The organism is Escherichia sp. MOD1-EC6300, from assembly GCF_002965045.1.
Taxonomy (GTDB): Bacteria; Pseudomonadota; Gammaproteobacteria; order Enterobacterales; family Enterobacteriaceae; genus Escherichia; species Escherichia coli_F.
Map to the genome: position 1 here is coordinate 27,654 of NZ_PTRH01000015.1, position 13,200 is coordinate 40,853.

9 protein-coding genes are annotated in these 13,200 nt (G+C 51.5%); 8 read left to right on the forward strand and 1 reads right to left on the reverse strand.

Annotated elements, in window-relative coordinates:
• The first annotated feature begins 446 nt into the window (after positions 1–446).
• The 6 genes from BGE37_RS19465 (at position 447) to gudD (ending at position 6,500) form a co-directional block, all read left to right on the forward strand.
• Positions 447–776 carry a YqcC family protein gene (locus tag BGE37_RS19465; RefSeq protein ID WP_105288351.1) on the forward strand — a complete coding sequence of 110 codons (330 nt, stop codon included), beginning with the start codon at positions 447–449 and terminating at the stop codon, positions 774–776.
• A complete protein-coding gene (truC, locus tag BGE37_RS19470; protein ID WP_032303690.1) occupies positions 776–1,558 on the forward strand; it encodes a tRNA pseudouridine(65) synthase TruC in 783 nt (260 codons plus the stop codon). Before BGE37_RS19465 ends, truC begins: the two co-directional genes overlap by 1 nt.
• Before the next feature lie 17 nt (positions 1,559–1,575).
• Positions 1,576–2,025, forward strand: a complete 450-nt coding sequence (locus tag BGE37_RS19475; protein WP_032303689.1) for a flavodoxin — start codon at positions 1,576–1,578, stop codon at positions 2,023–2,025.
• A 419-nt stretch (positions 2,026–2,444) separates the two neighbouring features.
• On the forward strand, positions 2,445–3,797 hold the full coding sequence (gudP, locus tag BGE37_RS19480) for a galactarate/glucarate/glycerate transporter GudP (RefSeq protein WP_000097090.1): 1,353 nt from the start codon (positions 2,445–2,447) through the stop codon (positions 3,795–3,797).
• A 1-nt stretch (position 3,798) separates the two neighbouring features.
• Positions 3,799–5,139: an enolase C-terminal domain-like protein gene (locus BGE37_RS19485; RefSeq protein WP_105288352.1), complete on the forward strand. Its 1,341-nt coding sequence runs from the start codon at positions 3,799–3,801 to the stop codon at positions 5,137–5,139.
• Positions 5,140–5,159: 20 nt separating this feature from the next.
• On the forward strand, positions 5,160–6,500 hold the full coding sequence (gene gudD / locus BGE37_RS19490; protein WP_105288353.1) for a glucarate dehydratase: 1,341 nt from the start codon (positions 5,160–5,162) through the stop codon (positions 6,498–6,500).
• 231 nt (positions 6,501–6,731) lie between these two features.
• On the opposite strand, the gene barA is transcribed toward gudD, so the two are convergent.
• Positions 6,732–9,488 carry a two-component sensor histidine kinase BarA gene (gene barA / locus BGE37_RS19495; RefSeq protein ID WP_105288354.1) on the reverse strand — a complete coding sequence of 919 codons (2,757 nt, stop codon included), beginning with the start codon at positions 9,486–9,488 and terminating at the stop codon, positions 6,732–6,734.
• Positions 9,489–9,544: 56 nt separating this feature from the next.
• Here barA and rlmD point away from each other — a divergent pair, with 56 nt between their 5' ends.
• Together rlmD and relA are read left to right on the forward strand one after the other, a co-directional pair.
• Entirely contained in the window at positions 9,545–10,846 is a 1,302-nt protein-coding gene (gene rlmD / locus BGE37_RS19500; protein ID WP_000046780.1) for a 23S rRNA (uracil(1939)-C(5))-methyltransferase RlmD, read from the forward strand.
• A gap of 47 nt (positions 10,847–10,893) precedes the next feature.
• Positions 10,894–13,128, forward strand: a complete 2,235-nt coding sequence (gene relA, locus BGE37_RS19505) for a GTP diphosphokinase (protein WP_000226815.1) — start codon at positions 10,894–10,896, stop codon at positions 13,126–13,128.
• The last annotated feature ends 72 nt before the right edge of the window (positions 13,129–13,200 follow it).

A 13,200-nucleotide genomic window follows, 5' to 3' on the forward strand; every position in this document is an offset into this window, starting at 1 on the left:
TTGTAAGACTTCGCGAAAAAGACGATTCTATCTTCGTCGACAGGGAGTCAGACAACGAAGTGAACATCAGGATGATGACACTTCTGAAGGACACACCAGGAGGGTGTTTCAGGGAAAGGCTTCTGGATGAAGCGAAGAGGATGACGCAGGACGCGTTAAAGGACACCTCCAGGATGGAGAATGAGAACCGGTCAGGATGATTCGGTGGGTCAGGAAGGCCAAGGACACTTCAGGATGAAGTATCATATCGGGGTGGTGTGAGCAGGAAGCAATAGTTCAGGATGAACGATTGGCCGCAAGGCCAGAGGAAAAGTTGTCAAGGATGAGCAGGGAGCAACAAAAGTAGCTGGAATGCTGCGAAACGAACCGGGAGCACTGTGAATACAGTGCTCCCTTTTTTTATTCCTGCTATCCTTCGCGGCAGTTTTTCTTATTGAGGTTGCTTTATGACCACTCATGACCGCGTTCGTCTCCAGTTGCAGGCGCTTGAAGCGTTACTGCGTGAACATCAGCACTGGCGAAACGATGAACCCCAGCCGCATCAATTTAACAGTACCCAACCGTTCTTTATGGACACCATGGAACCACTGGAGTGGTTGCAGTGGGGGCTGATCCCGCGAATGCACGATTTGTTAGATAATAACCAGCCATTACCGGGCGCTTTTGCTGTTGCACCCTATTATGAAATGGCGCTGGCGACGGACCATCCGCAACGCGCGCTTATTCTGGCTGAGCTGGAAAAACTGGATGCTCTTTTTGCGGATGATGCGAGCTGATGCTGGAAATAATCTACCAGGATGAATGGCTGGTTGCGGTAAATAAACCCTCCGGCTGGCTGGTTCACCGCAGCTGGCTGGATCGCGACGAGAAAGTAGTGGTCATGCAAACCGTGCGTGACCAGATTGGTCAGCATGTATTTACCGCGCATCGGCTGGATCGACCGACGTCCGGCGTATTGCTGATGGGACTATCCAGCGAGGCCGGACGGCTGTTGGCACAACAGTTTGAACAGCACCAAATCCAGAAACGTTACCATGCGATTGTGCGCGGCTGGCTGATGGAAGAGGCTGTGCTGGATTATCCGCTGGTGGAAGAACTGGACAAAATCGCTGATAAATTCGTCCGCGAAGATAAAGGTCCACAGCCAGCGGTGACACATTATCGCGGTCTGGCGACCGTAGAAATGCCTGTAGCGACCGGACGTTACCCGACTACGCGCTACGGTCTGGTGGAACTGGAGCCGAAAACAGGACGCAAGCATCAGCTCCGTCGCCATCTTGCCCACTTGCGCCATCCGATTATTGGCGACAGCAAACATGGTGATTTACGTCAAAATCGTAGCGGTGCTGAACATTTTGGCCTTCAGCGGTTAATGCTGCATGCCAGTCAGTTGTCATTGACACATCCTTTTACTGGCGAGCCGTTGACTATTCACGCGGGCCTGGACGGCACCTGGATGCAGGCGTTATCACAATTTGGCTGGCGGGGTCTGCTTCCTGAAAATGAAAGGGTTGAGTTCAGTGCGCCATCGGGTCAGGATGGAGAGATAAGTTCCTAATCCAGGGAGAAAACGGTATGGCGGAAATTGGTATTTTTGTGGGCACAATGTACGGAAATTCGCTGTTAGTGGCGGAAGAAGCGGAAGCAATTCTGACCGCGCAGGGCCACAAAGCAACGGTATTTGAAGATCCTGAATTAAGCGACTGGCTGCCCTATCAGGATAAGTATGTTCTGGTGGTTACGTCCACGACCGGGCAGGGCGACCTTCCTGATAGCATTGTGCCGCTCTTTCAGGGAATTAAAGATACCCTGGGCTTCCAGCCGAATCTGCGTTATGGCGTGATTGCGCTCGGCGACAGTAGTTATGTGAATTTCTGCAATGGCGGCAAACAGTTCGATGCCTTGTTGCAGGAACAGAGTGCGCAGCGGATAGGGGAAATGCTGCTGATTGACGCCAGTGATAACCCGGAACCGGAAACGGAATCAAATCCGTGGGTCGAACAGTGGGGCACGCTGTTGTCCTGAAAAATTGCCGTTTTAAGCAAACTGAATCGAATCTTTTCAGGCAAATGCCAGTAAAAACTGCTTCATAGCGCGGATTTTTACTGGCGTTTGCCTGGAGTCAAGCGATCCATTTCATACTCTTCTTTATTTCTTCGTTTTAATCCTTCCTTTCTTGTTCTTGTTTTCATTTCCGTGAAGTGGATTCCACCGTCCAGGGCTAATGCCAAAATCGGGCCTCATTGAACGCATTAATGTTGTGTTGTTGCACGGTGAGCCGCTATGGCGCGCTTTTTATACTGCTATTGCCAGATATAAACACGCGCCGTATTCGGCGAACGACCTATAAAAACGGCAAAAAACACCCTACGTCACCTCTGATTTCCTGGCGATGTCGCAGTCCAGAGTGAGCGTGGCTAACGCGAATTTTCAGGAGTGCAACAATGAGTTCTTTAAGTCAGGCTGCGAGCAGTGTGGAAAAACGCACGAATGCTCGTTACTGGATAGTGGTGATGTTGTTTATCGTCACATCCTTCAACTACGGCGACCGCGCTACGCTCTCTATCGCCGGTTCGGAAATGGCCAAAGATATCGGCCTTGATCCTGTGGGAATGGGCTATGTGTTCTCTGCTTTCTCATGGGCTTATGTTATCGGGCAGATCCCTGGTGGCTGGTTGCTGGACCGTTTTGGTTCAAAACGCGTCTACTTCTGGTCGATCTTTATCTGGTCGATGTTTACCTTGCTGCAAGGCTTCGTCGATATCTTTAGTGGATTCGGCATTATCGTTGCCCTGTTTACGCTGCGCTTCCTGGTCGGGCTTGCTGAAGCGCCATCTTTCCCCGGTAACAGTCGCATTGTAGCGGCCTGGTTTCCGGCGCAGGAAAGGGGAACTGCAGTGTCTATTTTTAACTCCGCCCAATACTTCGCAACGGTGATCTTCGCGCCGATTATGGGCTGGCTGACTCATGAAGTGGGTTGGTCACATGTCTTCTTCTTCATGGGCGGTCTGGGCATTGTCATCAGCTTTATCTGGTTGAAAGTCATCCATGAGCCAAATCAACATCCGGGCGTAAATCAGAAAGAGCTGGAGTACATCGCCGCGGGTGGTGCGCTGATCAATATGGATCAGCAAAATACCAAAGTTAAAGTGTCGTTCAGCGTGAAGTGGGGGCAGATCAAACAGCTGCTCGGGTCACGGATGATGATCGGCGTTTATATCGGTCAGTACTGTATCAACGCCCTGACTTACTTCTTCATTACCTGGTTTCCGGTTTATCTGGTGCAGGCACGCGGGATGTCGATTCTGAAAGCGGGCTTTGTGGCTTCCGTACCGGCGGTTTGCGGTTTTATCGGCGGCGTGTTGGGGGGGATTATTTCAGACTGGCTGATGCGCCGCACAGGTTCGCTGAACATTGCGCGTAAAACACCGATCGTGATGGGCATGTTGCTATCAATGGTGATGGTGTTCTGTAACTACGTCAACGTTGAGTGGATGATCATCGGCTTTATGGCGCTGGCCTTCTTCGGTAAGGGCATTGGGGCGCTGGGTTGGGCAGTAATGGCAGATACCGCGCCAAAAGAGATCAGCGGTCTTTCCGGTGGCCTGTTCAATATGTTTGGTAACATTTCCGGTATCGTCACGCCAATCGCAATTGGTTATATCGTTGGCACGACTGGCTCCTTTAATGGGGCGCTGATTTATGTTGGTGTTCATGCCCTAATCGCGGTACTGAGCTACCTGGTGCTGGTGGGCGATATCAAGCGTATCGAGCTGAAACCTGTCGCGGGGCAATAAGATGACGACACAATCCAGTCCTGTTATTACTGATATGAAGGTTATTCCGGTCGCCGGGCACGACAGCATGTTGCTTAATATTGGTGGTGCACATAACGCATATTTCACCCGCAATATTGTGGTACTCACCGATAACGCCGGGCATACCGGTATTGGTGAAGCGCCCGGCGGAGAGGTGATTTATCAAACACTGGTCGATGCTATTCCGATGGTGCTGGGCCAGGAGATCGCACGACTGAATAAAGTGGTTCAGCAGGTGCATAAAGGTAATCAGGCAGCCGATTTTGATACCTTCGGCAAAGGTGCCTGGACTTTTGAATTGCGCGTTAATGCCGTGGCGGCGCTGGAAGCTGCCTTGCTTGACCTGCTAGGTAAGGCGCTGAATGTTCCGGTCTGCGAACTGTTAGGGCCAGGCAAGCAACGCGATGCTATTACTGTCCTTGGTTATCTGTTTTATATCGGTGATCGGACCAAAACCGATCTTCCTTATCTGGAAAATACGCCGGGCAACCATGAGTGGTATCAATTGCGGCATCAGAAAGCGATGAACAGCGAAGCCGTTGTGCGTCTGGCGGAAGCTTCACAGGATCGCTATGGCTTTAAAGATTTCAAACTTAAGGGCGGAGTGTTACCTGGCGAGCAAGAAATCGACACTGTTCGTGCATTGAAGAAACGCTTCCCGGATGCGCGAATTACCGTTGATCCCAACGGTGCATGGCTGCTTGATGAAGCCATTTCTCTGTGCAAAGGGCTGAATGATGTTCTCACCTATGCCGAAGACCCGTGCGGCGCTGAGCAGGGTTTCTCCGGACGTGAAGTGATGGCGGAGTTTCGACGGGCGACCGGCTTGCCCGTCGCGACTAACATGATCGCCACCAACTGGCGCGAAATGGGCCATGCGGTGATGCTCAATGCGGTAGATATTCCACTTGCCGATCCGCATTTCTGGACGCTTTCCGGTGCAGTCCGCGTGGCGCAACTTTGCGACGACTGGGGGCTGACCTGGGGCTGCCATTCTAATAACCACTTTGATATCTCTCTGGCGATGTTTACCCATGTGGGCGCGGCGGCACCGGGTAATCCTACCGCTATCGATACCCACTGGATTTGGCAGGAGGGCGATTGTCGTCTGACCAAAAATCCGCTGGAGATTAAAAACGGAAAAATTGCCGTTCCTGATGCGCCCGGTCTGGGCGTGGAACTGGACTGGGAACAGGTACAAAAGGCACATGAGGCCTATAAACGTCTGCCTGGCGGTGCGCGTAACGACGCAGGCCCGATGCAATACCTGATCCCCGGCTGGACCTTTGACCGTAAACGTCCCGTTTTCGGCCGTCATTGATTTTGAAAAAGGACATAGATATGAGTTTTCAATTTACGACGCCTGTTGTTACTGAAATGCAGGTCATCCCGGTGGCGGGCCATGACAGTATGCTGATGAATCTGAGTGGTGCACACGCACCGTTCTTCACGCGTAATATTTTGATTATCAAAGATAATTCTGGTCACACTGGCGTAGGGGAAATTCCCGGCGGCGAGAAAATCCGTAAAACGCTGGAAGATGCAATTCCGCTGGTGGTGGGTAAAACGCTGGGTGAATACAAAAACGTTCTGACGCTGGTGCGTAATACATTTGCCGATCGTGATGCCGGCGGGCGCGGTTTGCAGACATTTGATTTGCGGACCACTATTCATGTGGTTACTGGGATAGAAGCGGCAATGCTGGATCTGCTGGGGCAGCATCTGGGGGTTAACGTGGCATCGCTGCTGGGCGATGGTCAACAGCGTAGCGAAGTCGAAATGCTCGGTTATCTGTTCTTCGTCGGTAATCGCAAAGCCACACCGCTGCCGTATCAAAGCCAGCCGGATGACTCATGCGACTGGTATCGCCTGCGTCACGAAGAAGCGATGACGCCGGATGCGGTGGTGCGCCTGGCGGAAGCGGCATATGAAAAATATGGCTTCAACGATTTCAAACTGAAGGGCGGTGTACTGGCCGGAGAAGAAGAAGCCGAATCTATTGTGGCACTGGCGCAACGCTTCCCGCAGGCGCGTATTACCCTCGATCCTAACGGTGCCTGGTCGCTGAACGAAGCGATTAAAATCGGTAAATACCTGAAAGGTTCGCTGGCTTATGCAGAAGATCCGTGTGGTGCGGAGCAAGGTTTCTCCGGGCGTGAAGTGATGGCAGAGTTCCGTCGCGCGACTGGCCTGCCGACCGCAACCAATATGATCGCCACCGACTGGCGGCAGATGGGCCATACGCTCTCGTTACAATCCGTTGATATCCCGCTGGCGGATCCGCATTTCTGGACGATGCAAGGTTCGGTACGTGTGGCGCAAATGTGCCATGAATTTGGCCTGACCTGGGGGTCACACTCTAACAACCACTTCGATATTTCCCTGGCGATGTTTACCCATGTAGCCGCTGCTGCACCGGGTAAAATTACTGCTATTGATACGCACTGGATCTGGCAGGAAGGCAATCAGCGTCTGACCAAAGAACCGTTTGAGATCAAAGGCGGGCTGGTACAGGTGCCGCAAAAACCAGGATTGGGCGTAGAAATCGATATGGATCAGGTGATGAAAGCCCACGAGCTGTATCAGAAACACGGGCTTGGCGCGCGTGACGATGCAATGGGAATGCAGTATCTGATTCCTGGCTGGACGTTCGATAACAAGCGTCCGTGCATGGTGCGTTAAGACAGAAAACCAAAACCGGCTCTGTCAGGAGCCGGGTTGAGTCTGATGCCAAACGCAAAATTGCTTGTTGCGCTACGTATCAGGCCTACATTATTTTTTTAATTCATTGAATTTAATTGGTGTTTATGCCGGATAAGGCGTTAACGCCGCATCCGGCATAAACACAGGCACCTTGTCACCAGTCTGAAACCAGCGTTATAAAAAGCCGATTGCTACTCGACAAGACGTCCATTACCCAAGAATTTTGCTGGCTTCGCGCGCCACATTATCCATCTCGTCCAGCAGTTCCAGAAGCTCTGGCTCCAAATCTTCTTCTTTAGTACCGCTGCGTAGCTGTTGTTCGATCAGTTGGCAGAGATTCTTCATACGCGGCACACCGCTATAGCCGCAACTGCCATGCAGTTTATGAATCAAATCAACCAGGCCTTCCGGGTTTTCTCCAACCAGCTGTTCCTCAACTTTGTTGCGAACTTCAGGCAGGAAATCGAGTAACATTTGCAGCATATCGCGCGCTAAATCGGTTTTTCCTGCTGCCTGGCGTAGTGCCAGTTGCCAGTCGAGGGTCGCATTCGGGTTCACCACAATTTCATTGAATTCGGGGGTCACGACGCGAGAGGAAATACCGCTGCCAGGCTTGTAGCGCAACAGCAAATTATGCAATCGTTCTTCTTCAATCGGTTTCGCCAGATAATCGCTCATCCCTGCGCCAAGCAGCTTCTCTTTTTGCCCGGCCATTGCATGCGCCGTTACCGCGATAACCGGCGTTTGTTGCTGATGGGGGAGCTGGTGGATGAGTTCGCAGGCCCGAATACCGTCCATGTCCGGCATTTGAATATCCATTAAGATCAAATCGAACGGCATCTGTTTCGCCCGTTCAACCGCCTGATGCCCGCTATCGCAAAGTTCCACATGTTGCACCATATCTTCCAGCAATGCGCCGATAAGTTTCAGGTTAGCGGGGTTGTCATCAACCGCCATGACTGTCATTGCCAGCTTACTTTCATCGGTTACAGGCAAAAGCGTGTTTTGTTTGTGATGACAAAATTCCGTCAGGGCAGGGAACAGGCGCGTAGGTGTTAATGGTTTCAGCAGACACGCGCCGATACCATCTTGCTTAAGTTTTTCAGCATTGACTTGTGCATGGCAAGGAAGTGCCAGCATCAGAAAATCGGTCATCGATACCGCTTTCGCTAATCGCTCATGTTGCATTGTTAGCGGCTCGCGGAAGGTCACCGCAATGCCTAATAACATCATGTCGTAATGCGCGGGAGGCAGCGCGGAGAACGTTGGGCTATAAACCACTTCCAGCGGCGTTTCACTTAAAATATCCAGCGTGCATTGCGCTGCTGCGGAGTTTGGTTCGACATAGGCCAGGCGCTTGCCGGCGAGGCACTGGGTGGATGGCCCTTCGATAATAATGTTCGGATTCAGATCGAGATTAATGTGGAACCAGAAAGTTGAACCGCGATTCGGCTGGCTATGGAACGAAATATCGCCGCCCATTTCATTAACCAGTTTCTGTGTGATCACCAGCCCCAGCCCGGTGCCACCATGACGGCGGGAAATACTGGCATCAGCCTGTCGGAAGGCCTGGAATAAGCGCGATTGATCGCGTTCAGGAATACCAATGCCGGTATCCCGAATCTGCACTTCAATCTGCACTTTGGTATTACTCAGCGCACGTTTTTCTACCAGAATATCAATGTTGCCATTCTCGGTGAATTTAATTGCATTCCCTACCAGGTTAGTGATGATTTGCTGTAATCGCAGTGGGTCGCCAATTACGTTATCGGGCACGTCGCTCTTAATATTGAGCGTCAGTTCCAGCCCTTTATCGTGAGAAGAATGTGCCAGCAGGGTAACGACTTCATCCAGCGTGCTGCGTAGTGGGAATGGAATACTTTCCAGAATCAGCTTACCTGCTTCCAGTTTCGAGAAGTCGAGAACATCATTAATAATTGCCAGCAAATTATTTGCCGAACGTTCAATCGTATTCAGGTGATCGCGCTGCGTTGGTGTTAATTCTGTTTTCAGCGTCAGGCGGGTAAAGCCAATAACACCATTCAGTGGTGTACGCAGCTCGTGTGACATATTTGCCAGAAACTCGGATTTAATACGCGCCGCTTCCTGGGCGCGCTTTTTCGCCAGATCCAACTCAACGTTCTGAATTTCCATCTGCTCCAGCGTTTCACGCAGATCGGACGTCGCCTGGTCGATATTGTGCTGCATCTCTTCGTGATAAGCTGCCAGCGACATTGCCATCGAGTTGATGCCATTTTTCAGCATATCCAGCTCGCCGAGCATAAATCCTTCCACTCGGCTGTCGAGTTGTCCGCGACGGATACGGTCGACGGTATTCACCATGTTGCGAATTGGACCGGTTACATCACGCATGAGTCGCCAGCCAAAAATAAGCGCAATACCGATACAAAACAGCATCATCACGCTGGAAATAAAGATCTCTTTATATTGCTGCAAGCGAACCGATTTAAGATCCAGCTCAAGCGCAATATATCCCAACATATTTTGACTATTTTTGGCATCGCTACTGGGCGATTCGTCGGGGGAGTAACTCTCAGAAATAATCGGCGTGCGGAGGATCATAATATCGCCGTCACGAGTGACAGTGAGCTGGCGAGGAAACGGCACGTTGCTGCCGAGCTGCATTGATGAGGGATCAAGATGAAAATTGGAGGTGACAAAGAGTCGGTTATTTTCATCATAAACCGAAATCGCGCGAACAATATCGGAATGGCGACGATGCAGTACGCTTATTAACTGACCGATAGATTCGCGATTTTGCAGGCTCATGCCATATTCAGTAGAAACTGCAAGCGGCTCAATAATGCTGGCTCCGGCATCTTCCAGTTGACGCTGCAAGTCGTTATAGCGATGCACGACGAAAAAGATACTCAGCAATAAACCAATAAGGACGGTCGGTGCCAGGATCAGAATCATCATGCGTGCGCGCAGGCTGTAGTTGGTCATGGAGTTCCGTTATGGGACAATTAAGGTCACACTGTTAAATTGAGAAAGTCTCGCCAATGGCGCAATTCTACTCTGCAAAACGACGCACGACGACGCGTCAGATCATAACTGTTTCAGTCAACGACCTCGACTCTTTTGGTCAGGGCGTGGCACGACATAACGGCAAAGCGTTATTTATTCCTGGATTATTGCCACAGGAAAACGCGGAAGTTACTGTTACTGAAGATAAAAAACAGTACGCCCGCGCTAAAGTCGTGCGCCGGTTAAGCGATAGCCCGGAACGCGAAACGCCACGCTGCCCTCATTTTGGCGTATGCGGTGGCTGTCAGCAACAACACGCCAGCGAGGATTTACAGCAGCGAAGCAAAAGTGCGGCACTCGCCCGATTAATGAAACACGAAGTCTCTGAAGTGATCGCCGATGTTCCCTGGGGCTATCGCCGTCGCGCGCGTTTAAGTCTGAACTACTTACCGAAAACACAGCAACTTCAGATGGGGTTTCGCAAAGCGGGCTCCAGTGACATTGTCGACGTTAAACAATGCCCCATTTTAGTGCCCCAACTTGAAGCATTGCTGCCCAAAGTCAGGGCATGCCTGGGCAGCTTACAAGCTATGCGCCATCTTGGTCATGTTGAACTGGTACAGGCAACCAGCGGCACGCTGATGATTTTGCGCCATACCGCACCGCTAAGTTCGGCAGATCGCGAAAAACTGGAACGCTTTTCGCATTCTGAAGGCCTGGATCTGTATCTCGCCCCCGATAGTGAGATACTCGAAACCGTCTCTGGTGAGATGCCCTGGTATGACTCAAACGGGTTGCGCTTAACTTTTAGCCCGCGCGATTTTATTCAGGTCAATGCGGGTGTGAACCAAAAAATGGTAGCGCGTGCGTTGGAATGGCTGGATGTACAACCTGAAGATCGCGTACTGGATCTGTTCTGCGGTATGGGCAACTTTACACTGCCATTGGCGACACAAGCTGCCAGTGTGGTGGGTGTAGAAGGCGTTCCGGCGCTGGTTGAAAAAGGCCAGCAGAATGCGCGTCTTAATGGCTTACACAATGTGACGTTTTATCACGAAAATCTTGAAGAAGATGTCACAAAGCAGCCGTGGGCGAAAAACGGCTTCGATAAAGTGTTGCTGGACCCGGCGCGAGCAGGTGCCGCAGGTGTTATGCAGCAAATTATAAAACTGGAACCTATTCGTATAGTTTATGTATCCTGTAATCCTGCAACGCTGGCTCGGGATAGCGAAGCGTTATTAAAAGCAGGATATACCATTGCGCGACTGGCGATGCTGGATATGTTCCCACACACGGGACATCTGGAATCGATGGTACTTTTCTCGCGCGTTAAATAGTTACGATTTGCCGATTTCGGCAGGTCTGGTCCCTAAAGGAGAGGACGATGGTTGCGGTAAGAAGTGCACATATCAATAAGGCTGGTGAATTTGATCCGGAAAAATGGATCGCAAGTCTGGGTATTACCAGCCAGAAGTCGTGTGAGTGCTTAGCCGAAACCTGGGCGTATTGTCTGCAACAGACGCAGGGGCATCCGGATGCCAGTCTGTTATTGTGGCGTGGTGTTGAGATGGTGGAGATCCTCTCGACATTAAGTATGGACATTGACACGCTGCGGGCGGCGCTGCTGTTCCCTCTGGCGGATGCCAACGTAGTTAGCGAAGATGTGCTGCGTGAGAGCGTCGGTAAGTCGGTCGTTAACCTTATTCACGGCGTGCGTGATATGGCGGCGATCCGCCAGCTGAAAGCGACGCATACTGATTCTGTTTCCTCCGAACAGGTCGATAACGTTCGCCGGATGTTATTGGCGATGGTCGATGATTTCCGCTGCGTGGTCATCAAACTGGCAGAGCGTATTGCTCATCTGCGCGAAGTAAAAGACGCGCCGGAAGATGAGCGCGTACTGGCGGCAAAAGAGTGCACCAATATCTACGCGCCGTTGGCGAACCGTCTTGGGATTGGACAACTGAAATGGGAGCTGGAAGATTACTGCTTCCGTTATCTCCACCCGACCGAATACAAACGCATCGCAAAACTGCTGCATGAACGCCGTCTCGACCGCGAACACTATATCGAAGAGTTTGTCGGTCATCTGCGCGCTGAGATGAAAGCTGAAGGCGTTAAAGCTGAAGTGTATGGTCGTCCGAAACACATCTACAGTATCTGGCGCAAAATGCAGAAAAAGAACCTCGCCTTCGATGAGCTGTTTGATGTGCGTGCGGTACGTATTGTCGCCGAGCGTTTACAGGATTGTTATGCCGCACTGGGGATAGTGCACACTCACTATCGCCACCTGCCGGATGAGTTTGACGATTACGTTGCTAACCCGAAACCAAACGGTTATCAGTCTATTCATACCGTGGTTCTGGGGCCGGGTGGCAAAACCGTTGAGATCCAAATCCGCACCAAACAGATGCATGAAGATGCAGAGTTGGGTGTTGCTGCGCACTGGAAATATAAAGAAGGCGCGGCAGCTGGCGGCGCACGTTCGGGACATGAAGACCGAATTGCCTGGCTGCGTAAACTGATTGCGTGGCAGGAAGAGATGGCTGATTCCGGCGAAATGCTCGACGAAGTACGCAGCCAGGTCTTTGACGACCGGGTGTATGTCTTTACGCCGAAAGGTGATGTCGTTGATTTGCCTGCGGGATCAACGCCGCTGGACTTCGCTTACCACATCCACAGTGATGTCGGACACCGCTGCATCGGGGCAAAAATAGGCGGGCGCATTGTGCCGTTCACCTACCAGTTGCAGATGGGCGACCAGATTGAAATTATCACCCAGAAACAGCCGAACCCCAGCCGTGACTGGTTAAACCCAAACCTCGGTTACGTCACAACCAGCCGTGGGCGTTCGAAAATTCACGCCTGGTTCCGTAAACAGGACCGTGACAAAAACATTCTGGCAGGGCGGCAAATCCTTGACGACGAGCTGGAACATCTGGGGATCAGCCTGAAAGAAGCAGAAAAACATCTGCTGCCGCGTTACAACTTCAATGATGTCGACGAGTTGTTAGCAGCGATTGGTGGCGGGGATATCCGTCTCAATCAGATGGTGAACTTCCTGCAATCGCAATTTAATAAGCCGAGTGCCGAAGAGCAGGATGCCGCCGCGCTGAAGCAACTTCAGCAAAAAAGCTATACGCCGCAAAACCGCAGTAAAGATAACGGTCGTGTGGTGGTAGAAGGTGTCGGCAACCTGATGCACCACATCGCGCGTTGCTGCCAGCCGATTCCTGGAGATGAGATTGTCGGCTTCATTACCCAGGGGCGCGGTATTTCAGTACACCGCGCCGATTGCGAACAACTGGCGGAACTGCGCTCCCATGCGCCAGAACGCATTGTTGACGCGGTATGGGGTGAGAGCTACTCCGCCGGATATTCGCTGGTGGTCCGCGTGGTGGCTAATGATCGTAGTGGGTTGTTACGTGATATCACGACCATTCTCGCCAACGAGAAAGTGAACGTGCTTGGCGTTGCCAGCCGTAGCGACACCAAACAGCAACTGGCAACCATCGACATGACTATTGAGATTTACAACCTGCAAGTGCTGGGCCGCGTGCTGGGTAAACTCAACCAGGTGCCGGATGTTATCGACGCGCGTCGGTTGCACGGGAGTTAGGCCGAAATTAGCTCGTATCTACAATGTAGATTGATATATACTGTATCTACATATGATAGCGGTTTGAGGAAA

Coding starts and splice junctions, on each gene's coding strand:
- gudP (WP_000097090.1), top strand. CDS start 2,445: ATGAGTTCTTTAAGTCAGGCTGCGAGCAGTGTGGAAAAACGCACGAAT.
- BGE37_RS19465 (WP_105288351.1), top strand. CDS start 447: ATGACCACTCATGACCGCGTTCGTCTCCAGTTGCAGGCGCTTGAAGCG.
- barA (WP_105288354.1), bottom strand. CDS start 9,488: ATGACCAACTACAGCCTGCGCGCACGCATGATGATTCTGATCCTGGCA.
- BGE37_RS19475 (WP_032303689.1), top strand. CDS start 1,576: ATGGCGGAAATTGGTATTTTTGTGGGCACAATGTACGGAAATTCGCTG.
- rlmD (WP_000046780.1), top strand. CDS start 9,545: ATGGCGCAATTCTACTCTGCAAAACGACGCACGACGACGCGTCAGATC.
- relA (WP_000226815.1), top strand. CDS start 10,894: ATGGTTGCGGTAAGAAGTGCACATATCAATAAGGCTGGTGAATTTGAT.
- gudD (WP_105288353.1), top strand. CDS start 5,160: ATGAGTTTTCAATTTACGACGCCTGTTGTTACTGAAATGCAGGTCATC.
- truC (WP_032303690.1), top strand. CDS start 776: ATGCTGGAAATAATCTACCAGGATGAATGGCTGGTTGCGGTAAATAAA.
- BGE37_RS19485 (WP_105288352.1), top strand. CDS start 3,799: ATGACGACACAATCCAGTCCTGTTATTACTGATATGAAGGTTATTCCG.